The organism is Streptomyces sp. CA-179760, assembly GCF_050937045.1.
Taxonomy (GTDB): domain Bacteria; phylum Actinomycetota; class Actinomycetes; order Streptomycetales; family Streptomycetaceae; genus Streptomyces.
In genome coordinates this window covers 3,927,289-3,947,306 of the sequence record NZ_JBNJLZ010000001.1, presented here as the reverse complement: position 1 = coordinate 3,947,306, position 20,018 = coordinate 3,927,289, and the positions used below count along the sequence as shown (strand labels likewise).

Genomic DNA, 20,018 nt, shown 5'->3' with positions numbered 1-20,018 from the left:
TCACATGAGGATCACTCCTCGACGGTCAGCCCCTTGCGGAGCCGTACCAGCGTCCGCGACAGCAGCCGCGACACGTGCATCTGAGAGATGCCCAGTTCCTCGCCGATCTCCGACTGCGTCAGACCCGCGACGAAGCGCAGCGACAGGATCTTCCGGTCGCGCGGCGGAAGTTCGGCGATCAGCGGCTTCAACGACTCGACGTACTCGATGCCTTCGAGTCCGTGGTCCTCGTAGCCGATGCGGTCCGCGAGCGCGCCCTCGGAGTCGTCCTCCTCCGGCTGGGCGTCCAGCGAGGAGGCGGTGTAGGCGTTCGAGGCGGCCATGCCCTCGACGACCTCTTCCTTGGACAGGCCCAGGCGCTCGGCCAGTTCCGTCACCGTCGGCGCGCGGTCCAGCTTCTGCGCCAGCTCGTCACCGGCCTTGGCCAGGTCCAGCCGGAGCTCCTGGAGCCGCCGCGGAACGCGCACGGACCACGAGGTGTCGCGGAAGAAGCGCTTGATCTCGCCGACGATGGTCGGCATGGCGAACGTGGGGAACTCGACGCCCCGGGAGAGTTCGAACCGGTCGATCGCCTTGATCAGGCCGATGGTGCCGACCTGGATGATGTCCTCCATCGGCTCACTGCGGGAGCGGAACCGGGAAGCGGCGAACTTGACCAGCGCGAGGTTCAGTTCGACCAGCGTGTTGCGGACGTACGAGTACTCGTGCGTGCCTTCCTCCAGCGCTTCGAGGCGCTCGAAGAGGGTCTTCGACAGAGCCCGTGCGTCGACCGCGTCGACCTGCTCGTACGGGGGGATGTCCGGAAGTCCGGCGAGAAGGTCGTCCTGTGTGACGAGCGTCTCGTCCTGCTCGATGGGATCCAGATGTTCCGGAGGGGGTGTCGACGTCGCTTTCTGGGTACGCGATGCGTCGAGCCGGGGTGACATGATGTCCTCCATCGTTCTCGGCATAAGGCTGCCGGAGCCAATTACGTGCACTGCGGTGTGCGGCGCCTCCAAAGCCGGCCGTGTGTCGGGTACGTGTCCTTACTAGGCCTACCCGCTTTCCCGAGCCCACCGCAAGTGCGTTCTGTGGGCATATGTCCGTTTGTGTGTAGTTGTTCGGGTGTCGAAGCGTGTCGGGAAGGCGTAGTGTTCGAGGGCGTCAACAAGCAGCCTCGACGTCAGGAGAGAGAGACGGCATGGACCGCGGGACGGTCGGCAGCGCACAGTCTGGCCGGCTTCTGGTGGAGGTGCGGGAAGAGGGCTCTAGTGCCGTCGTGACTCCGGCGGGTGAGTTGGATCACCACACCGCCGATTTGTTGCGTGAGCCACTCGAGGACTGCCTCGCCAAGGGATTCAAGCGCCTGGTCATCGACTGCGCGCGCCTGGAGTTCTGCGACTCCACGGGGCTCAACGTGCTCCTCGGCGCCCGGCTGAAGGCCGAGGCCGCCGGTGGCGGCGTGACCCTCGCCGGGATGCAGCCGGTGGTGGCGCGCGTATTCGAGATCACGGGCGCGGACGCGGTCTTCACCGTCCACGACACGCTCGAGGCGGCCCTGGCCGGCGAATCGAGCTGAGCGGCGGTGCGTCGGCGCGCCGAGCCTTGGCCCTCCCTCTGTGACCGACGTCCTATGTCCGTCACGCCGTTCGTGCCGAATCCGGGGGTGTTCCCCCGGGACGCCAGGGCAGGAGACATCCTGAACCTGTTGGCTGCCGGGGTGGCGGGGGCACCGCGAAACCGATACGCCGCGCACTGCGTGACTGACTGTGTACTGAATCTTTTGAATCGTGAACTGGTGAATCGGTGAGGTGAAGCGCTGATGAGCACCACCCGGCCTTACCCGCCGGGCGACCGCGGGCCGGAGCCCAGCGGCGCTTCCGGGGTGTCCGAGGGTGGCGTACCGGCGGCCACTGCGTCCGGCGAGGGCGTGGGCGCGCCGTCCGGAGCCGTGGCGCCGCCGGGGGGCCGGCAGGTGCGCCGGCTGAGCTTCGAAGGGGAGAGCGGTGTCGTTCCCCTGGCCCGAGACTTCACCCGCCAGGCGCTGTACGCGTGGGGCTGGCTGCCCGCCGCCTCCGCCGACCAGCGGGCCGCCGCCGAGGATGTGCTGCTCGTCGTCTCCGAGCTGGTCACCAATGCCTGCCTGCACGCCGAGGGGCCGGACCAGCTCTGGATCACCTGCGACAACAAGGTGATCCGCCTGGAGGTCGCCGACCGGGGCACCGGGCAGCCGGCTCCCCGTAATCCCCACCGGGCGGGACGCCCGGGGGGCCACGGCATGTTCATCGTCCAGCGGCTGTGCCTGGACTGGGGTGTGGTGCGCACGCCGGGGGTCGCAGGCAAGACGGTGTGGGCGGAACTGGGCGCACCTGCCTGACCGGGACCGTCCGCCGGTCCCCACGGATTCCCCGCCGTACATCCCCTCATGCGTCACTCACCACGCGCCGGATCCCCATGGATCCGGCGCGCGCTGTGTCTTCCTTCCTCAAGGCCCCGGGCGTACCTTGACGGCTCGATCTGATACGCCGTCAGGAAACAGGAAGGGGAGTGGCGCCGTGCCGTACCGGAATCGAACCGCCGCGCTCGCGACCGCCGCGGCCCTGGCCGGCTCGGCGGTGCTGATGGCCGCCCCCGTGGCCCGGGCCGAGGTCGTCGACGTCAACTACCAGTGCAAGACGCCGATCGGCGACAAGAGCGCCGTCTCGCCCATCGACATCAAGGGCGTCGAGGACGGCGACGGCTACAAGGTCACCATGTCCTGGCAGAAGGGCGTCTCCTCCAGCCCGGTCGAGCTGGGCAAGGGCGCGATGACCCCGAGCGCCACGATCGCCCTGGGCGGCGCGGACAGCGGCAGCCTGACGGTGACGGGCCCCGCCAACGACGCCGCCATCCCGGCCAACACCCCGATCAAGATCAACGACCTGAGCGGGACGTACACGCCGAAGAAGAGCGGCGAGGTCACCTTCACCGCCGGCGTGCTCACCATCAAGGCGCTCGGTACGACGACCACATGCACCCCGACCAACGACCCGGGCCCGTCCCTGACCCTCGACGTCAAGGCCGCGAGCGGCGGCGGCAGCACCGGCTCGGCCCAGGGCGGCGGCTCCGGATCGGACTCCGGCGCCGGGCTCCCGCAGACCGGGCCCGAGGACTCGGCCATAGCCCTCGGCACCCTCGGCGGAACGGTACTGCTCGCCGGTGCGGCGGGCACCCTGTGGCTGACACGCCGTCACCAGAACGCCCGCACCCGCCACTGAGCATGCCCGGGACGTTTGCGGAACCCGACGCGGTACGCCCGCCCGGGCCATCTGCCGAAACCGGCACCGCCACTCACCGACCGCCCGGGCGGCCACGGCCGTTGGCACGGGTTCGTGCCTACGCCGCTGAGCGCGGGTCGCCGCGCTCACCCGGGCGTCTGCCGGAGCCGGCCGCTCGGGCTGTCGATGCCGTGCGCACGGCCGGGCCGCGGCCGGCGTCGGCGCGCACAGACCCTGGACGTCCGCTGGAGGCGGTTTCTCGCGCGGCCGATGCCGTGCGAGAGCTGGAGGCGACGCCGTGCGCCCGGTCCGGACGCCCGGTGGAGCCGGCCGCCCGGACTGTCGGCGCCGCGCGCACGGCAGGACGCCCGCCGGCGTCGGTTGTCCGGGTCACCGATGCCGTGCGCATGCCCTCACGCCCGCTGAAGGCGACGTACGCAGGCCCCGGAAACCCGCTGGAGCCCGCCGCCCGGGCCGTAGACGCCGTGAGGATGCCCGCACACCCGCCGGAGCCGAGGCCGTTTGCCCGCCCCGGACGACCGATGGAGCCGCCGATGTCTCGTGCCGCGCGCCTTCCGTCCCTGTCGTTGTCGGTTCTGCTCGTGTTTCTGCTGGCTCTGGCGGGCGCCGGGCCCGCCGGGGCGGTGGAGCGGCCCCGGGTCGAGTTGTCCGCGGCGCAGGCGGGGGCGGGCGGGTCGGTCACTGTCAGTGGGAGCGGCTGGCGGGCGCGGGCGCTGTTGACGCTGCTGGTCTGTGGGCAGGCCGAGCCGGACCGGGGCGTGACCGGGGGGAGCAACTCCTGCGCCAACGCCGACGGCCGGGCCGTCACCACCGACGCCGAAGGGCGTTTCCGCCGCGCGCTGCCCGTCGTCGAGCCACCGGTGCCGTGCCCCTGTGTGGTGCATGTGGCTACGGTGACCGGCGCGGATGCCGAGGCCGACGCGGCGCTCCAGGTCGCCGGGCACACGGTCGAGCCGCTGCCCGCGGAACGGGCCGGGGGGCGGCTCTCCCTGCTCGCGGACACCCGGCTGCGCGGCGAGAGCGGGCTGCTGACCTGGTTCGGATCCCCGCCCGCCCGGACCCTGGAGATCACCGTCGGCAACGTCGGCACATCCCCCGTGAAGAACCCCGTCTTCCAGGTCGGCACCGCACACGGCGTGTTCGCCCCGCAGTGGCAGGACCAGCGGTGGCGGGGCACGATCCGGCCCGGCGGCGAGACCCGTATCGAGCTGCCCGTGGAACTCGCGGCCGGGGCGCACGGCGACTACACGGTGTCCCTGAAATACGGCGGCAAGGTCCTCGCCGAACACCCCTGGGGTGTGGGCCGCCCCTGGGGCGTGACCCTGTTCTGGGCCCTCGTCCTCCTGGTCGTACCGGCGGCGGTGTTCCGCGCGGGACTGGCCCTGGTGGACCACCTACGGCCTCGCCGGCCCGGCCACGCGGCCCGCCCGGCCCGTCGTCTGGGGCGGCCCGGGCTGCTGCCGCGCCCCCGAGGGCGAACACCCCCTGCGCCGCCCCGGCTCTGCCCTGGGTCACCCCCGACGCCGGCCCGGAAGACGCGGGGCGGTCCTCCGCGCCGTTCCGAAAGGACCCGACGACGAAGGCCTGACCAGCGCGAACGCACGCGAAAGGGCCGCCGCGTCCCGAGGATGCGGCGGCCCTTCGTCATGGCCCGGCGGGGCGGGTCAGCGGACGTCGCCCATGAGCTCCTTGACCTTCTTGCGGTACATCCACACCGCGCCACCGGCGAGGACGGCGAGCGTCGCCTCCAGAGCCACGATGTTCGTCTTGTTCAGGTCGACCCCGGCGATGGAGAGCAGACCGGTCGTGGCGTCACCGGCGGTGACGGCCAGGAACCAGACGCCCATCATCTGCGAGGCGTACTTCGCGGGAGCCATCTTCGTCGTCACCGACAGACCCACCGGGGAGAGCAGCAGCTCACCGACGGTCTGCGTGAAGTAGATCGCCACCAGCCACAGCGCCGCCGCCTTGTGGCCGCCCTCGGCGATCGACAGCGGGGCCAGGAACAGGAAGAAGGACGCGCCGACCAGCACCAGACCGGAGGCGAACTTCACGATCGTGCTCGGCTCCTTGCCGCGCCGGTTCAGCGCCAGCCAGAACCAGGCGAAGACCGGGGCCAGCGCCATGATCAGGACCGGGTTGACCGACTGGTACCAGGAGACCGGGAAGGCCCAGCCGAGGACGCTGTTCTCGGCGGAGGCGTCGGCGAAGATCGACAGGGTCGAGCCGCCCTGGTCGTAGATCATCCAGAACACGGCCGCGGCGACGAAGAACCAGATGTACGCGGACATCTTCGACTGCTCGGCACGGTCCAGGTCCTTGTCGCGCTTGATGCGGACCAGGACCATCGTCGGGATGATCACGCCCAGCAGGGTCAGCGGGACCAGGATCCAGTTCAGCGTGTAGTGGCCCGAGAGGCCGATGATCGCGTAGAAGACGACCGCGATACCGGCCCAGAGCGCCGCCTTGCGCAGCGTGGACGCCTTCTCCTCGGCGGACAGTGGCGTCGGGACGACGCTGGAGCGCTCGGCCAGGTTGCGCGAGCCGATCAGGAACTGGACGAGACCCAGCGCCATGCCCAGCGCGGCGAGCGCGAAGCCCAGGTGCCAGTCGACGCTCTCACCGATGGTGCCGATGATCAGCGGCGCCGCGAAGGCACCGAGGTTGATGCCCATGTAGAAGACGGTGAAGCCACCGTCTCGGCGCGGGTCGTCCGGTCCGTCGTAGAGCTGGCCGACCATCGTGGAGATGTTGGCCTTCAGCAGACCCGAACCGATCGCGACCAGGCCGAGGCCGGCGAAGAAGGTGCCGGAGGAGGGCAGGGCCAGCGTGAGGTGGCCGAGCATGATGATCCCGCCGGCGATGGCGACCGTCTTGCGCGGCCCCCAGACACGGTCGCCGAACCAGCCGCCGGGCATGGTGAGCAGGTACACCAGCGACACGTACACGGAGTAGATCGCCGTCGCCGTGGCCGCGTCGAGGTGCAGGCCACCCGGTGCCACCAGGTACAGCGGGAGCAGGGCCCTCATGCCGTAGTAGGAGAACCTCTCCCACATCTCGGTCATGAAGAGAGTGGCCAGTCCGCGGGGGTGGCCGAAGAAGGTCTTCTCGGAGCCGGGGATGCCCGGGCGGGCCGAGTCCTTCGTCAGGCTGGACGCCATGGTCGTTCCTTGCTGGTCGGGACGCGCCGCGCGACAGCGGTGGTGCGCCCGGTGGGGGCTGTCGGCACCGGTGCGTACGGCCGTCGCCCCCGACGCCTACGGGGGTCCGCTCCGGGGCACGGAGCGGTGGGCGGTCGCCGGCCCGACATAAAAGAGACCTCCAGGGCGGAGGGCCACAGAAGGTCGCCTAGGGCTACAGACGTCGATTCACCATACGGCAGGACACGGCCGGATATGGAAGGACTTGAGAGGAGGATCACAGGCGCCAGGGGAACCGTGAGCCCTGTTTCCAAGGTCCTTACCAGGATCGCACCCCATAGGCAGAGGTTCGGCAGCGGTTCGTACGCGTTCCCCCGGAACGTAAGAAGCGGGTATGCCAACGGTAAGAATCAAGGCTTCCGGTCACACCCCAGCTCACGGCCTCGCAGGTCTACCATCACCTCATGACCCGAGTACTGCTCGCCGAGGACGACGCGTCCATCTCGGAGCCGCTGGCCCGTGCTCTACGCCGGGAGGGCTACGAGGTCGAGGTGCGTGAGGACGGACCCACCGCTCTCGACGCGGGACTGCAGGGGGGCGTCGACCTGGTCGTGCTCGACCTGGGTCTGCCCGGCATGGACGGTCTGGAGGTGGCCCGGCGCCTGCGTGGCGAGGGCCACACCATCCCGATCCTCATCCTGACCGCGCGCGCCGACGAGGTGGACACCGTCGTCGGGCTCGACGCGGGCGCCGACGACTACGTCACCAAGCCCTTCCGGCTCGCCGAACTGCTCGCCCGCGTCCGGGCCCTGCTGCGGCGCGGCGCCTCCGAGCCGCAGCAGCCGCCCGCCACCCACGGCGTGCGCATCGACGTCGAGTCGCACCGCGCCTGGATGGGCGAGGAGGAGCTCCAGCTCACCGCGAAGGAGTTCGACCTGCTGCGGGTGCTGGTGCGCGACGCGGGCCGGGTCGTCACCCGCGACCAGCTGATGCGCGAGGTCTGGGACACCACCTGGTGGTCGTCGACCAAGACCCTCGACATGCACATCTCCTGGCTGCGCAAGAAGCTCGGCGACGACGCGGCCAACCCCCGCTACATCGCCACCGTGCGCGGTGTGGGCTTCCGTTTCGAGAAGAGCTGAGCCACAGGGCAGGCAGGCACGGGTAACAGGACATGCGCCGCCGACTGATCCAGTCCACGCTCGCCGTGGTGCTGGTCGTGATCGCCGTCTTCGGTGTCTCGCTCGTCATCGTCGAGACCCGGACCATCAGCAACAGCGCCGAGGAACGGGTGGAGTCCGAGGCGGTCCGCCTCGCCAGCATCGTCGACAGCCGGCTCTTCGGGGCCCAGCAGATCGACGCCGAGGTGCTGCGCAAACAGGTCACGCAGGACCGCTACTACGCGGTGATCCGCCTCCCCGGCGAGGCGCCCATCGAGGTCGGCGACAAGCCGTCCGGTGACGTCATCACCGCGACCGCGCCCGGCGAGGAGGGCGAGACGGTCACCGTCCAGGAGCCGCGCTCCTCGGTGACCCGCGAGGTCGGCCGCACACTGCTGATCATCGCGCTGGTCGCACTGCTGGCGGTGGTGGCCGCGGTGCTGCTGGCCGTCCGCCAGGCGAACCGGCTGGCGTCACCCCTGACCGACCTCGCGGAGACCGCCGAGCGGCTCGGCTCGGGCGATCCCCGCCCCCGGCACAAGCGGTACGGCGTGCCCGAGCTGGACCGGGTCGCGGACGTGCTGGACGGCTCCGCCGAGCGCATCGCGCGCATGCTCACCGCCGAACGCCGCCTGGCCGCGGACGCCTCCCACCAGCTGCGGACGCCGCTCACGGCCCTGTCCATGCGGCTGGAGGAGATCACCCTCACCGACGACCCGGCCACGGTGAAGGACGAGGCGACGATCGCGCTCACGCAGGTCGAGCGGCTGACGGACGTCGTCGAGCGGCTGCTGACCAACTCCCGCGATCCGCGCACCGGCTCCGCCGTCACCTTCGACCTCGACGAGGTCATCCAGCAGCAGCTCGCCGAGTGGCGGCCGGCGTACCGCAGCGCGGGCCGGGCCATCGTCAGCTCCGGCAAGAGGCACCTGGAGGCGGTCGGCACGCCCGGCGCGGTCGCGCAGGTGCTGGCCGCGCTGATCGAGAACTCCCTGATGCACGGTGGCGGCACGGTGGCCCTGCGTACCCGCGTCACGGGCAACCAGGCGGTCATCGAGGTCACGGACGAGGGCCCCGGCGTCCCCGCCGACCTGGGCGCACGCATCTTCGAGCGGGCGATCAGCGGCCGCAACTCCACGGGCATCGGCCTGGCGGTCGCCCGCGACCTGGCGGAAGCGGACGGCGGCCGCCTGGAAATGCTCCAGACCAAGCCCCCGGTCTTCGGCCTCTTCCTGTCCCGCACAGCCGCCCAGACGTCGATGACGGACGAGGACGAGCCGATGGTCCGCTGAAGGCCTGAGGCTGTCGTTCGGGTTCGGTACGGCTACGGCACCCGCTGCTTGTTGCGCTCCTGCTCCACCGTCGATCCGGTGTCCGACGCCGACGTCGGGGCCGGGAGCGCGCGGAAGACCCAGGTGCGGTACGACCAGAAACGGAAGAGCGTGGCGACCCCGATGCCGACGAACTTGAAGATGTTGTTCTGCAGCGGGGTGTTCCAGCCGAAGCCGTACGTGGCCGCGTAGAGCACGCCGTTCTCGATGACGAGTCCGATCACGCTGAACAGCAGGAACAGGGACATCTCCCTGGTACGGCCGCTCTTGTCGCGGTTGCGGTACGTGAAGTAGCGGTAACCGACGTAGTTGAAGCAGGTCGCGACGACGGTCGCGATGACGCTCGCGCGCACCACCTGGAGGTCGGTGACATGCCGCACCAGGTTGAACACGAGGAGGTTGACCAGCACCCCGGCCCCGCCCACCGCGCCGAATTTGGCGACCTCGCGAGCGAGCCGTCGGAGCCGAGAGGCACCATGTCCCATGGTCGTGCAGGCCCCCGTCCCTCAGTTGGCGTCAACCCAGCCATGCTAACCACCCTCCCGCGCGATCTTCCTGCGGATACCGGTGGACGGCCGGAGACGGTCCGGTCAGGCCCGGGGAGGGACAGGAAACCAGCCACCTTGGCGCGGCCGATACCCTGAGGGAGTGACGTTTCCGGTAGTCGGCATGGTCGGCGGTGGCCAGCTCGCTCGTATGACACACGAGGCGGGCATCCCGTTGGGCATCAGGTTCAAGCTTCTCAGTGACACCCCGCAGGACTCGGCGGCGCAGGTCGTGAGCGATGTCGTCATCGGCGACTATCGCGACCTCGACACGCTGCGCGAGTTCGCCCGCGGGTGCGATGTGATCACCTTCGATCACGAACATGTACCCACCGAGCACCTCCGGGCGCTGGAGGCGGACGGCATCCCCGTGCGCCCCGGCCCCGACGCGCTCGTGCACGCCCAGGACAAGGGCGTGATGCGCGCGAAGCTCGACGCGATCGGCGTGCCCTGCCCCAGACACAGGATCGTTTCCGATCCGCAGGACGTGGCGGCCTTCGCTGCGGAGGGCGAGGGCTTCCCCGTCGTTCTGAAGACCGTGCGCGGGGGCTACGACGGCAAGGGCGTGTGGGTCGTCGACTCCGTCGAGGAGGCCGCGGACCCCTTCAAGGCCGGCGTCCCCGTGCTCGCCGAGGAGAAGGTCGACTTCCTGCGCGAGCTGGCCGCCAACGTCGTACGGTCGCCGCACGGCCAGGCCGTCGCGTACCCGGTGGTGGAGTCCCGCCAGGTGGGCGGCGTCTGCGACACGGTCATCGCCCCGGCCCCCGGCCTCGACGAGGACCTCGCGGTCCGGGCCTCCGAGATGGCCCTGAACATCGCCAAGGAGCTCGGGGTCGTCGGGCACCTGGCCGTCGAGCTGTTCCAGACCCGCGACGGTCGCATCCTCGTCAACGAGCTGGCGATGCGCCCCCACAACTCCGGCCACTGGTCGATGGACGGCGCGGTCACCAGCCAGTTCGCCAACCACGTCCGGGCGGTCCTGGACCTGCCCCTCGGCGACCCGCGCCCGCGCGCCGGGTGGACGGTCATGGTCAACGTCCTCGGCGGCGACTACCCGGACATGTACTCCGCGTACCTGCACTGCATGGCCCGCGACCCCCAGCTCAAGATCCACATGTACGGCAAGGACGTGAAGCCCGGCCGCAAGGTCGGACACGTCAACACCTACGGCGACGACCTGGACGAGGTGCTGGAGCGCGCCCGTCACGCAGCCGGCTACCTGAGAGGCACCATCACCGAATGAGCCCTGTTGTTGGCATCGTCATGGGGTCGGACTCGGACTGGCCCGTCATGGAGGCCGCCGCGAAGGCCCTCGACGAGTTCGAGATCCCCTACGAGGTGGACGTCGTGTCGGCCCACCGCATGCCGCGCGAGATGGTCGCGTACGGCGAGCAGGCCGACGGCCGCGGGCTCAAGGTGATCATCGCCGGGGCGGGCGGCGCCGCCCACCTGCCCGGCATGCTCGCCTCGGTCACCCCGCTGCCGGTCATCGGCGTGCCCGTGCCGCTGAAGTACCTCGACGGCATGGACAGCCTGCTGTCGATCGTGCAGATGCCGGCCGGTGTGCCCGTCGCGACGGTCTCCGTCGCCGGTGCCCGCAACGCCGGCCTGCTGGCCGCCCGCATCCTCGCCGCGCACGACGAGGAACTGCGCGGCCGGATGCGCGACTTCCAGCAGGAGCTGAACGACCAGGCCACCGAGAAGGGCAAGCGCCTGCGCTCCAAGGTCGAGGGCTCGGGCGGCTTCGGCTTCGGCGCGGGGAAGTGACGGCGATGACCTCCCTGGAGTCAGCCCGGGAACTCCTGCGCGAGTTCCCGGTGGCCGACGGCCACAACGACCTGCCCTGGGCGCTGCGCGAACAGGTCCGCTACGACCTCGACGCCCGCGATGTCGCCGCCGACCAGAGCGCCCACCTGCACACCGACATCCCGCGGCTGCGCGCGGGCGGCGTCGGTGCGCAGTACTGGTCGGTGTACGTCCGCACGGACTCACCGGACCCGGTCGCGGCCACCCTCGAACAGATCGACTGCGTACGGCAGTTGCTGACCCGCCACCCCGAGGACCTGCGCCCCGCGCTCACCGCCGCCGACATGGAGGCCGCGCGCGGGGAGGGCCGTATCGCCTCCCTCATGGGGGCGGAGGGCGGTCACTCCATCGCCAACTCCCTGGGCACCCTGCGCGGTCTGTACGGCCTCGGTGTGCGGTATCTGACCCTCACCCACAACGACAACGTGGACTGGGCGGACTCCGCGACCGACGAACCGAAGGCCGGGGGCCTCACCGCGTTCGGCCGCGAGGTCGTCCGGGAGATGAACCGGCTCGGCATGCTCGTCGACCTCTCCCACGTGGCGGCGACGACCATGCGGGACGCGCTCGACACGAGCACCGCCCCGGTGGTCTTCTCCCACTCCTCCGCCCGGGCCGTCTGCGACCACCCGCGCAACATCCCGGACGACGTCCTGGAGCGGCTGCCCGCCAACGGTGGCATGGCGATGGTGACGTTCGTGCCGAAGTTCGTGCTCCAGGCGGCCGTGGACTGGACGGCCGAGGCCGACGGGAACATGCGCGCCCACGGCTTCCACCACCTCGACACCACCGCCGAGGCCATGAAGGTCCACCGCGCCTTCGAGGAGCGGCACCCGCGCCCGGTCGCGACGGTGGCGACGGTCGCCGACCACCTGGACCACATGCGCGAGGTCGCCGGCATCGACCACCTCGGCATCGGCGGCGACTACGACGGCACGGCCTTCACCCCCGACGGCCTCGACGACGTCTCCGGCTACCCGAACCTCCTCGCCGAGCTGCTGGAGCGCGGCTGGTCCAAGGCCGACCTGGCCAAGCTGACCTGGAAGAACGCGGTACGGGTGCTGGGCGCGGCCGAGGACGTGGCACGCGGCCTTCAGGCGACCCGGTCGCCGTCCAACGCCACGATCGAGTCACTCGACGAGCCCGACGCGCTCGGCGGCTGAGTCTCCAGGGCGGGGTAGTCGGTGTAACCGGCCGCCCCGCCTACGTACATGAAGTACCGGTCGCGCATCTCGTTGAGCGGCGCCCCGAGCCGCAGCCGGGTCACCAGGTCCGGGTTGGCGAGGAACGGCCGGCCGAGGGCGATCAGGTCCGCCCCGGCCGCCAGCAGCGCCTCGGACGCCCGCCGCACACCCTCGGTGGTGACCTCCCTCAGCACCGGGTTGGCGATGATCACCCCGGGCCATGCGGCGCGCACCTTCCGGAACACCGTGGCGCCCGGGTCGGCGTACCCCAGGTGCAGAAAGGCGAGCCCCAGCCCGCCGAGCCGCTCGGCGAGCGCCGGGTAGAGCTCCTCGGTCTCGCCCTCCGCGATGCCGTTGACGGTGTTGCCGGGGGAGACTCTGAGTCCCACGCGCTCGGCGCCGATCTCGGCGGCCACGGCCTCGGTCACCTCGGCCGTGAACCGGATCCGGGCGGCGACCGGTCCGCCGTAGCCGTCGGTGCGCAGGTTGGTGTTGGCGGCCAGGAACTGGTGCAGGAGATGGCCGTTGGCGGAGTGCACCTCCACCCCCTCGAATCCGGCGTCGATCGCGTTCCGCGCGGCCTTGGCGAAGTCGGCGACGGTGGTGCGGATGTCCTCGGCGGTCATCTCCCTCGGCACCACGGCAGGCCGGTGGCCCTCCGGGGTGAAGATCGTCTCGGGGAGCGCGACGGGCGAGGGCGCGACCGGGGTCAGTCCGCTGGTCGCCGGGTGGCCGACCCGCCCACCGTGCTGGAGCTGCAGGAACATCCGCCCGCCCGCGTCCCGTACGGCGTCCGTGACCTGCCGCCAGCCGGCCACGTGCGCCGGGCTGTGGACGGCGGTGACGTTCGGATACGTCTGCCCGACCGGGTTCGGTGTCGAGGCCTCGGCGATGATCAGCCCGGCCGAGGCGCGCTGGGCATAGTACGTGGCCATCAGCGGGGTCGGGGTGCCGTCGGCCTCGGCCCGGTTGCGGGTCAGGGGCGCCATCACCAGACGGTTGGGCAGGTCAAGCCCGGGGAGACGAGCCGGTTCGAAGAGTGCTGTCGTGTGCTGCGTCATGCCCTTACGCTAGAACCTGACACTGATGTCAGAATCAAGTGCGGGAGTGGACGTGCGGATCGGTGAACTGGCCCGGCGTACCAACGTGAGCGAGCGGTCGCTGCGCTACTACGAGAAGCAGGGCATGCTCTCCGCCGAGCGGACGCCCGGCGGGCACCGGGAGTACCCGGAGGCGGCCGTGGACCGGGTCATCCGCATCCAGGAGCTGTTCGCGGCGGGGCTGTGCAGCGAGAAGATCGTCCAGCTCCTGCCGTGCATGCGGGACGCGGACGGCGGCCCCTCGGCCCGCGCCACCCCGACCCTGGTCGCCAACCTCACCGCCGAGCGCGCCCGCATCGACCGGATGATCGCCGACCTGGTCCGCTCCCGGGACACCCTGGACGAGGTGATCGACGCGGCCCGGCTGCCCTGAGCGCCCGCCGGCCCGGGCCGGGGCCGTACGCGGAGGCCGTACGCCGGGGCCGTACTCCGAACGCCCCGCTCACCAGGAACGGCCCCTCGCTCCGTGCGACGGTGACCGTACGTCACGAGCACCGTACGGAGCCGCCATGGCAGATCTCCAGCACGACCTGCGCCCCACCGCCGCGACCGGCGAGTTCGACGATCTGGCTGAGCCGTACCCCGACGAGGGCGTCGAGGGGGTCGTCGAGGCGGAGCCCTACGAGCCCGTCTCCGATCCGGACGACGCGCCCCTGACCCGGGCTCACGCCGTCCTCGCCGCCCACCCCGTCGCCGACGGGTACAACGGACTGCCCTGGGCGCTCAAGCGGCTGTCCTACTACGACCTCGAGGACGGCGAGAGCACCGTCGACACGGACGTGCCCCGGCTGCGCAGCGGCCACGTGGGCGCGCTGTTCTGGTCGCTGCACCTGCCCGAGGGCCTCGACGGCGACCGGGCCGTCGGCGCCACCCTGGAGCAGCTCGACCTGGCGAAGTCCATCGTCCGCACCTGCGACGAGGGCCTGCGGCCCGCCTCTACGGCCGGGCAGGTCGCCGACGCCCGCAACTGCGGCCGCGTCGCCGTGCTCCTCGGTCCCGCCGGGGCCTCGGCCGTGGGCGACTCGCTGGGCACCCTGCGCCAGCTGCACCTCCTCGGCCTGCGCGCCCTGACGCTGACCGGCGTCTCCTGGGCGAGCGACGCGGGGCTGACCCGGTTCGGCGAGGAGGTCGTGCGCGAGATGAACCGGCTCGGTGTCATCGCGGACCTCTCCGGCGCCCCGGAGCAGACCGTCCGCCGTGTGCTGAGCCTCTCCCGGGCACCCGTGCTGTTCAGCCGCTCCGCGGCCCGCGCGATCCGCCCCCACCCGGTCAACCTCCCCGACGACCTGCTGGCGGAGCTGGGCGCCGCCAAGGGGCTGTGCCTGGTACCGCTGACGGCCGAGCAGACCGGCCCGACCGTCCGTGACGTCGCCGACCACCTCGACCACATCCGTGCCGTGGCCGGAGCGCAGTGCGTCGGACTGTCCGGCACCTACGACTCCGGTTCGGCCCATCCGCAGGAACTCGGCGACGTCTCCTGCTACCCGAGGCTGATCGCGGAGCTGCTGCGGCGCGGCTGGGACGAGGGTGATGTCGCCCTCCTGACCTGGGGCAACGTCCAGCGCGTCCTACGCGGGGCCGACTTCACCGCACGCGCCGCACAGCAGCGCCGCGCGCCGTCGAAGGCGACGATCTCGGAGCTGGACGGGTAGCCGTCCTGCCCTTCCGTCTCCTGCGCCTCCGCGAGGTCAGTCGTGCGCGATCCGGCAGAGGCAGAACGGGTGTCCCGCCGGGTCCGCGTAGACCCGGAAGTCCTTCTTGACGTCGTCCTCCTTGTCCAGCACCCGCGCTCCCAGCGCCAGCACCCGCTCCTCGGCCGCGTCGATCTCCTCCCAGGTCGCGCCACCGTCGAAGTCCAGGTGGAACTGCTGGGCGTTGCGGTCGGAGCGGGGCCACTCCGGCGGGGTGTACCCGGGCGAGCGCTGAAAGGCGACCCGGGGCCCGCCGGGGAGGCGCAGCACCACCCAGTCGGGGTCGTCGTCCTCGGGGGTGCCGCCGCCGACCCCCGCGTAGAAGCGGGCCAGCCCGCGCGGGTCGGGGCAGTCGAGGACCACGGAACGGAAATGTGCCACGGCGGACATGACGTCTCCCGGTGTCAGCAGGCGCAGAGGCAGAACGGGTGCCCGGCCGGGTCGGCGTAAACCCGGAAGGTCCGGGAGCGGTCCTCGGTGTCCAGCGGCTTGGCACCGAGCGCCAGCACGCCCTTCTCGGCCGCGTCCAGGTCCTCCACGTCCAGGTCGAGGTGGAACTGCTGCGAGCCGTCGGGCGACGGCCACGCCGGCGGTACGAAACCGGGAGCGGCCTGGAAGGCCAGCGGTGTACCGCCCGGCACCTTCAGGTCGACCCACTCGTCCTGCCCGTCGCTCGCGACCTCCGGCGTTCCGCCGAGCACCTCGGCGTAGAAACCGGCGAGTGCGAGCGGGTCGGGACAGTCCAGGACGACGACACCCAGCTTGGCGAGAGTCATGACTTCCTCCTCTGAGTCGCGGTTACCGTCAGAGTCGGGTAACCAGTAACCGTTACCGCATACTCCCCTATTGGCGGTAACCTCGCAAGAGAAAAGGCGAGAGGTACGGTCCAGCCATGACGGAGAGATCGCCCGCGCCCGGCGGCCTGGCCCTGGTCGAGGCCCTGGTGAACACGCTGGACATCGAGTCGGGCGCCGACAAGCTGGACTCGCCCGAGGGCCGGGCGCGCTTCGGCATCACACCGGACGAGACGGACCGGGCCCGCGCCCTGCGCGAGTCCCTGCGCGCGACCCTCCTCGCCCATGCCGGCCACCCGCCGCACCGCGAGACGCCCCCGCTCGGCGACCTCTTGGCCGAGGCCCCGCTGATCGTCACGGTCGACCCGGCGGACGGCTCGGCCGCCCTGACCCCCGCCGGCGACCACTCCCTGCACGCCCGCGTGGCCGCCGCTGTCGCCGAATCCCTGGCCGCGGGCACCTGGACCCGCCTCAAGGCCTGCGAGGCCCCCGACTGCCTCTGGGCCTACTACGACCGCAGCCCGGCGGGCCGGGGCCGCTGGTGCTCGATGCAGGTGTGCGGGGCTCGCGCGAAGATGCGCCGTTACCGGGCGAAAGGGATGTGACCCGCCCGCGCACGGGCCCGGTGGGGCAGAATGCACGGTGACGCCGGTTCGGCCGACTGAGCCTCGGCCGAACCGGCGTCACCCTTCCTCACGCATCGTCAGGCCTTGGGTCGCCCCATCGCGCGGTACGTCCAGCCGGCCTTGCGCCAGCGGGCCGGGTCGAGGGCGTTGCGCCCGTCCAGGATGAGACGGGTCGTCGCGACCTCGCCGAGGGCCTCGGCGTCCAGCTCCCGGAACTCCCGCCACTCCGTCAGATGCAGCACTATGTCGGCGCCCCGGACGGCCTCCAGCGCCGAGTCCGCATAGCCGAGGGTCGGGAAGACACTGCGGGCGTTGGCCATGCCCTTGGGGTCGTAGACCGTGACCTGGCCGCCCTGGAGGTGGATCTGCCCGGCGACGTTCAGCGCGGGGGAGTCCCGGACGTCGTCCGAGTCCGGCTTGAACGTCGCGCCCAGCACCGCCACCCGCTTGCCGAGGAACGGCCCGCCGCCCAGCGCCTGCCGTGCCAGCTCCACCATCTGCCCGCGCTGGCGCATGTTGATGGAGTCGATCTCCCGCAGGAAGGTCAGCGCCTGGTCCGCGCCCAGCTCACCGGCGCGCGCCATGAACGCCCGGATGTCCTTCGGCAGACAGCCGCCGCCGAAGCCGATCCCGGCCCGCAGGAACTTCTTGCCGATCCGGTCGTCGTAGCCGATGGCCTCCGCCAGCTTGGCCACGTCACCGCCCGCGGCCTCGCACACCTCCGCCATGGCGTTGATGAAGGAGATCTTCGTGGCGAGGAAGGAGTTCGCCGAGGTCTTCACCAGCTCGGAGGTCGGGAAGTCGGTCACCACGAACGGCGAACCCTCCGCGATCGGCGTGGCGTACACCTCCCGCAGCAGCTTCTCGGCACGCTCGCTGCGCACACCCACCACGAGCCGGTCGGGATGCAGCGTGTCGTCGACCGCGAAGCCCTCGCGCAGGAACTCCGGGTTCCAGGCCAGCTCGGCGTCCTCGCCGGCGGGCGCGTGCGCGGCCAGGTAGGCGGCGAGGCGGTCCGCGGAGCCCACGGGCACGGTCGACTTGCCCACGACCAGGGCCGGCCCGTGCAGATGCGGGGCGAGCGAAGCGATCGCGGAGTCCACGTACGACATGTCACAGGCGTACTCGCCGTGCCGCTGCGGAGTGTTCACGCAGACGAAGTGCACATCCCCGAACGCCCCGACCTCGGCCCAGTCCCGGGTGAAGCGCAGCCGCCCGCTGGAGCCCTCGATACCGGCGACGTGCTTGCGGAGCAGCTCGTCGAGACCCGGCTCGTACATCGGGGCCTCGGCGCGCTCCAGCTTCTCGATCTTCTCGGGCACCACGTCGAGGGCGAGGACCTCGAAGCCCAGCTCGGCCATGGCCGCCGCGTGTGTCGCGCCGAGATAACCGGTGCCGATCACGGTGATCTTGAGGGCCATGCGTGCTCCAGGGGTATACGGCATGCGGTGCGCGCCCGAGCATAGCCGGGGCATGGGAACGCGCTTCACCGGGCAACTTCTCCGCTGTCGTCTAGCTCACGTATCACTCCGGGGGGCGACCCCATAAACTTTTGATTACTTAACGGTAGTTAGCGTCAGCATCGCAGCGTTTTGGAGCGTGAGAGACCTTGGCCGGATCGGCTGACTTCGACCTGTACCGCCCGTCCGAGGAGCACGACATGCTCCGCGACGCCGTCCGCTCGCTGGCCGAGGCGAAGATCGCGCCGTACGCCGCCGCGGTGGACGAGGAAGCCCGCTTCCCGCAGGAGGCGCTCGACGCACTGGTCGGCAACGACCTGCACGCCGTGCACGTACCCGAGGAGTACGGCGGGTCGGGCGCGGACGCGCTGGCGACCGTCATAGTGATCGAGGAGGTCGCACGCGTCTGTGCCTCCTCCTCCCTCATCCCCGCGGTGAACAAGCTGGGCTCGCTCCCGGTGATCCTCTCTGGCTCCGAGGACCTCAAGAAGCGGTACATGACCCCGCTCGCCAAGGGCGACGGCATGTTCTCGTACTGCCTGTCCGAGCCGGACGCCGGCTCCGACGCCGCCGGCATGAAGACGAAGGCCGTCCGCGACGGCGACCACTACGTCCTCAACGGCGTGAAGCGCTGGATCACCAACGCGGGCGAGTCCGAGTACTACACGGTGATGGCCGTCACGGACCCGGCCAAGCGCTCCAAGGGCATCTCGGCCTTCGTCGTCGAGAAGTCCGACGAGGGCGTCTCCTTCGGCGCCCCCGAGAAGAAGCTCGGCATCAAGGGCTCGCCGACCCGCGAGGTCTACCTCGACAACGTCCGCATCCCCGCCGACCGCATGATCGGCGAGGAGGGCACCGGCTTCGCCACGGCGATGAAGACCCTCGACCACACCCGCATCACCATCGCCGCCCAGGCCCTCGGCATCGCGCAGGGGGCGCTGGACTACGGCAAGGGCTACGTCCAGGAGCGCAAGCAGTTCGGCAAGCCGATCGCCGACTTCCAGGGCATCCAGTTCATGCTCGCCGACATGGCCATGAAGATCTCGGCCGCCCGCGCACTGACCTACCAGGCCGCCGCCGCCTCCGAGCGCGGCGACGCCGACCTCACCTACCTGGGCGCCGCCGCCAAGTGCTTCGCCTCGGACGTGGCGATGGAGGTCACCACGGACGCCGTCCAGCTCCTCGGTGGGTACGGCTACACGCGCGACTATCCGGTGGAGCGGATGATGCGCGACGCCAAGATCACCCAGATCTACGAGGGCACGAACCAGGTCCAGCGCATCGTCATCGCCCGCAACCTGCCGTAAGGCCCTCGGCACCGCCGCTCCCCATCACCGGTCGCCCTCCGCCCGTTCCGCCGGGCCGGAGGGCGACCGTCGTTCCGGGACAGCACACCAAGACGCACGCATGGCGGATTCCTTCCCTCCGCCCCATGGCGGCCGGCGCCGCGCAGGCGTAGGACGGAAGGCACGTGGGCCGACCCCCGGCCCTCACCGCCCCCCGGAGGAAGTCATGACCCAGCAGCCCGCCACCGCGACCCCGCTGAGCAAGGAGATGCAGGACTGTGTCCAGGCGTGCATGGCCTGCCACAGCGTGTGCGAGGAGACCATGAGCTCCTGCCTGCAGATGGGCGGCCCGGCCCAGATGCAGATCATGCGCGCCGTCATGGACTGCGCCGAGATGACGCGCATGTGCGCCGACATGATGATGCGCCGCTCGCCGCTGTCGGCCGAGATGTGCGCGATGTGCGCCAAGGCCTGCGACATGTGCGCCGAGGCGTGTATGTCCATGCCGGACGACGACCAGATGATGCGCTGCGCCGAGGCGTGTCGCCGCTGCGCCGAGATGTGCCGCTCGATGTCGGCCGCCGCGATGTGAGGATCGCCTCACAGAAGAAGGGGGCACCCGCCCGGGTGCCCCCTTC

The 20,018-nt window shown here is 71.0% G+C and carries 20 protein-coding genes and 1 pseudogene; 14 read left to right on the top strand and 7 right to left on the bottom strand.

Annotation, left to right across the window (positions count from 1 at the left end; genetic code table 11):
• Positions 1-11: 11 nt before the first annotated feature.
• A complete protein-coding gene (locus tag ACQEV8_RS17505) occupies positions 12-938 on the bottom strand; it encodes an RNA polymerase sigma factor SigF (protein ID WP_432961168.1) in 927 nt (308 codons plus the stop codon).
• Positions 939-1,180: 242 nt separating this feature from the next.
• On the opposite strand from ACQEV8_RS17505, the gene ACQEV8_RS17500 reads away from it, so the two are divergent.
• The 4 genes and pseudogenes from ACQEV8_RS17500 (at position 1,181) to ACQEV8_RS17485 (ending at position 4,845) form a co-directional block, all read left to right on the top strand.
• Positions 1,181-1,558: an STAS domain-containing protein gene (locus ACQEV8_RS17500; protein ID WP_432961166.1), complete on the top strand. Its 378-nt coding sequence runs from the start codon at positions 1,181-1,183 to the stop codon at positions 1,556-1,558.
• A gap of 243 nt (positions 1,559-1,801) precedes the next feature.
• The gene (locus ACQEV8_RS17495) at positions 1,802-2,356 is read left to right on the top strand and encodes an ATP-binding protein (RefSeq protein WP_432961164.1); all 555 of its coding nucleotides are present in this window, start codon (positions 1,802-1,804) and stop codon (positions 2,354-2,356) included.
• Positions 2,357-2,534: 178 nt separating this feature from the next.
• Entirely contained in the window at positions 2,535-3,236 is a 702-nt protein-coding gene (locus ACQEV8_RS17490) for an LPXTG cell wall anchor domain-containing protein (protein WP_432961162.1), read from the top strand.
• Between the two features lie 554 nt (positions 3,237-3,790).
• Positions 3,791-4,845: pseudogene (locus ACQEV8_RS17485) on the top strand (hypothetical protein).
• A gap of 76 nt (positions 4,846-4,921) precedes the next feature.
• On the opposite strand, the gene ACQEV8_RS17480 reads toward ACQEV8_RS17485, so the two are convergent.
• Entirely contained in the window at positions 4,922-6,418 is a 1,497-nt protein-coding gene (locus ACQEV8_RS17480; RefSeq protein WP_432961160.1) for an oligopeptide:H+ symporter, read from the bottom strand.
• A gap of 443 nt (positions 6,419-6,861) precedes the next feature.
• Here ACQEV8_RS17480 and ACQEV8_RS17475 point away from each other — a divergent pair, with 443 nt between their 5' ends.
• Together ACQEV8_RS17475 and ACQEV8_RS17470 are read left to right on the top strand one after the other, a co-directional pair.
• Positions 6,862-7,539: a response regulator transcription factor gene (locus ACQEV8_RS17475; RefSeq protein WP_432961158.1), complete on the top strand. Its 678-nt coding sequence runs from the start codon at positions 6,862-6,864 to the stop codon at positions 7,537-7,539.
• Between the two features lie 32 nt (positions 7,540-7,571).
• The gene (locus ACQEV8_RS17470; protein WP_432961156.1) at positions 7,572-8,849 is read left to right on the top strand and encodes an ATP-binding protein; all 1,278 of its coding nucleotides are present in this window, start codon (positions 7,572-7,574) and stop codon (positions 8,847-8,849) included.
• A 32-nt stretch (positions 8,850-8,881) separates the two neighbouring features.
• Here ACQEV8_RS17470 and ACQEV8_RS17465 read toward each other — a convergent pair whose 3' ends face one another.
• On the bottom strand, positions 8,882-9,373 hold the full coding sequence (locus ACQEV8_RS17465) for a GtrA family protein (RefSeq protein ID WP_432961154.1): 492 nt from the start codon (positions 9,371-9,373) through the stop codon (positions 8,882-8,884).
• A 163-nt stretch (positions 9,374-9,536) separates the two neighbouring features.
• Between ACQEV8_RS17465 and ACQEV8_RS17460 the strand changes: the two genes are divergently transcribed.
• The 3 genes from ACQEV8_RS17460 to ACQEV8_RS17450 are packed head-to-tail and all read left to right on the top strand — an operon-like array spanning position 9,537 to position 12,402.
• Entirely contained in the window at positions 9,537-10,676 is a 1,140-nt protein-coding gene (locus ACQEV8_RS17460; protein ID WP_432961153.1) for a 5-(carboxyamino)imidazole ribonucleotide synthase, read from the top strand.
• The gene (purE, locus tag ACQEV8_RS17455) at positions 10,673-11,200 is read left to right on the top strand and encodes a 5-(carboxyamino)imidazole ribonucleotide mutase (RefSeq protein ID WP_184598238.1); all 528 of its coding nucleotides are present in this window, start codon (positions 10,673-10,675) and stop codon (positions 11,198-11,200) included. Before ACQEV8_RS17460 ends, purE begins: the two co-directional genes overlap by 4 nt.
• 5 nt (positions 11,201-11,205) lie before the next feature.
• Positions 11,206-12,402 carry a dipeptidase gene (locus tag ACQEV8_RS17450; protein WP_432961151.1) on the top strand — a complete coding sequence of 399 codons (1,197 nt, stop codon included), beginning with the start codon at positions 11,206-11,208 and terminating at the stop codon, positions 12,400-12,402.
• Here ACQEV8_RS17450 and ACQEV8_RS17445 read toward each other — a convergent pair.
• Entirely contained in the window at positions 12,333-13,484 is a 1,152-nt protein-coding gene (locus ACQEV8_RS17445) for an alkene reductase (RefSeq protein WP_432961149.1), read from the bottom strand. The two genes, ACQEV8_RS17450 and ACQEV8_RS17445, sit on opposite strands and share 70 nt — an antisense overlap.
• Before the next feature lie 52 nt (positions 13,485-13,536).
• Here ACQEV8_RS17445 and ACQEV8_RS17440 point away from each other — a divergent pair, with 52 nt between their 5' ends.
• Entirely contained in the window at positions 13,537-13,896 is a 360-nt protein-coding gene (locus ACQEV8_RS17440; protein ID WP_382595044.1) for a MerR family transcriptional regulator, read from the top strand.
• A gap of 136 nt (positions 13,897-14,032) precedes the next feature.
• Positions 14,033-15,175, top strand: a complete 1,143-nt coding sequence (locus ACQEV8_RS17435) for a dipeptidase (RefSeq protein ID WP_432961147.1) — start codon at positions 14,033-14,035, stop codon at positions 15,173-15,175.
• 36 nt (positions 15,176-15,211) lie between these two features.
• Here the strand turns inward: ACQEV8_RS17435 and ACQEV8_RS17430 are convergent, their stop codons facing one another.
• Both ACQEV8_RS17430 and ACQEV8_RS17425 read right to left on the bottom strand, forming a co-directional pair.
• Entirely contained in the window at positions 15,212-15,604 is a 393-nt protein-coding gene (locus ACQEV8_RS17430) for a VOC family protein (RefSeq protein WP_432961145.1), read from the bottom strand.
• 14 nt (positions 15,605-15,618) lie between these two features.
• Entirely contained in the window at positions 15,619-15,990 is a 372-nt protein-coding gene (locus ACQEV8_RS17425) for a VOC family protein (RefSeq protein WP_432961143.1), read from the bottom strand.
• Positions 15,991-16,106: 116 nt separating this feature from the next.
• On the opposite strand from ACQEV8_RS17425, the gene ACQEV8_RS17420 reads away from it, so the two are divergent.
• Entirely contained in the window at positions 16,107-16,613 is a 507-nt protein-coding gene (locus ACQEV8_RS17420; RefSeq protein ID WP_432961141.1) for a CGNR zinc finger domain-containing protein, read from the top strand.
• A 98-nt stretch (positions 16,614-16,711) separates the two neighbouring features.
• Here the strand turns inward: ACQEV8_RS17420 and ACQEV8_RS17415 are convergent, their stop codons facing one another.
• Positions 16,712-18,055 (bottom strand): UDP-glucose dehydrogenase family protein, encoded by a 1,344-nt coding sequence (locus ACQEV8_RS17415; protein WP_432961139.1) that lies wholly within the window; start codon positions 18,053-18,055, stop codon positions 16,712-16,714.
• Between the two features lie 188 nt (positions 18,056-18,243).
• On the opposite strand from ACQEV8_RS17415, the gene ACQEV8_RS17410 reads away from it, so the two are divergent.
• Positions 18,244-19,401, top strand: a complete 1,158-nt coding sequence (locus ACQEV8_RS17410; protein ID WP_432961137.1) for an acyl-CoA dehydrogenase — start codon at positions 18,244-18,246, stop codon at positions 19,399-19,401.
• A 205-nt stretch (positions 19,402-19,606) separates the two neighbouring features.
• Positions 19,607-19,972, top strand: a complete 366-nt coding sequence (locus ACQEV8_RS17405) for a four-helix bundle copper-binding protein (protein WP_432961135.1) — start codon at positions 19,607-19,609, stop codon at positions 19,970-19,972.
• The last annotated feature ends 46 nt before the right edge of the window (positions 19,973-20,018 follow it).

Excerpts from the sequence above, each read along its gene's own strand:
- ACQEV8_RS17405 (WP_432961135.1), top strand. The coding sequence starts at position 19,607 with ATGACCCAGCAGCCCGCCACCGCGACCCCGCTGAGCAAGGAGATGCAG.
- ACQEV8_RS17475 (WP_432961158.1), top strand. The coding sequence starts at position 6,862 with ATGACCCGAGTACTGCTCGCCGAGGACGACGCGTCCATCTCGGAGCCG.
- ACQEV8_RS17425 (WP_432961143.1), bottom strand. The coding sequence starts at position 15,990 with ATGACTCTCGCCAAGCTGGGTGTCGTCGTCCTGGACTGTCCCGACCCG.
- ACQEV8_RS17420 (WP_432961141.1), top strand. The coding sequence starts at position 16,107 with ATGACGGAGAGATCGCCCGCGCCCGGCGGCCTGGCCCTGGTCGAGGCC.
- ACQEV8_RS17470 (WP_432961156.1), top strand. The coding sequence starts at position 7,572 with ATGCGCCGCCGACTGATCCAGTCCACGCTCGCCGTGGTGCTGGTCGTG.
- ACQEV8_RS17505 (WP_432961168.1), bottom strand. The coding sequence starts at position 938 with ATGGAGGACATCATGTCACCCCGGCTCGACGCATCGCGTACCCAGAAA.
- ACQEV8_RS17500 (WP_432961166.1), top strand. The coding sequence starts at position 1,181 with ATGGACCGCGGGACGGTCGGCAGCGCACAGTCTGGCCGGCTTCTGGTG.
- ACQEV8_RS17415 (WP_432961139.1), bottom strand. The coding sequence starts at position 18,055 with ATGGCCCTCAAGATCACCGTGATCGGCACCGGTTATCTCGGCGCGACA.
- ACQEV8_RS17480 (WP_432961160.1), bottom strand. The coding sequence starts at position 6,418 with ATGGCGTCCAGCCTGACGAAGGACTCGGCCCGCCCGGGCATCCCCGGC.
- purE (WP_184598238.1), top strand. The coding sequence starts at position 10,673 with ATGAGCCCTGTTGTTGGCATCGTCATGGGGTCGGACTCGGACTGGCCC.
- ACQEV8_RS17435 (WP_432961147.1), top strand. The coding sequence starts at position 14,033 with ATGGCAGATCTCCAGCACGACCTGCGCCCCACCGCCGCGACCGGCGAG.
- ACQEV8_RS17445 (WP_432961149.1), bottom strand. The coding sequence starts at position 13,484 with ATGACGCAGCACACGACAGCACTCTTCGAACCGGCTCGTCTCCCCGGG.
- ACQEV8_RS17450 (WP_432961151.1), top strand. The coding sequence starts at position 11,206 with ATGACCTCCCTGGAGTCAGCCCGGGAACTCCTGCGCGAGTTCCCGGTG.
- ACQEV8_RS17430 (WP_432961145.1), bottom strand. The coding sequence starts at position 15,604 with ATGTCCGCCGTGGCACATTTCCGTTCCGTGGTCCTCGACTGCCCCGAC.
- ACQEV8_RS17465 (WP_432961154.1), bottom strand. The coding sequence starts at position 9,373 with ATGGGACATGGTGCCTCTCGGCTCCGACGGCTCGCTCGCGAGGTCGCC.
- ACQEV8_RS17495 (WP_432961164.1), top strand. The coding sequence starts at position 1,802 with ATGAGCACCACCCGGCCTTACCCGCCGGGCGACCGCGGGCCGGAGCCC.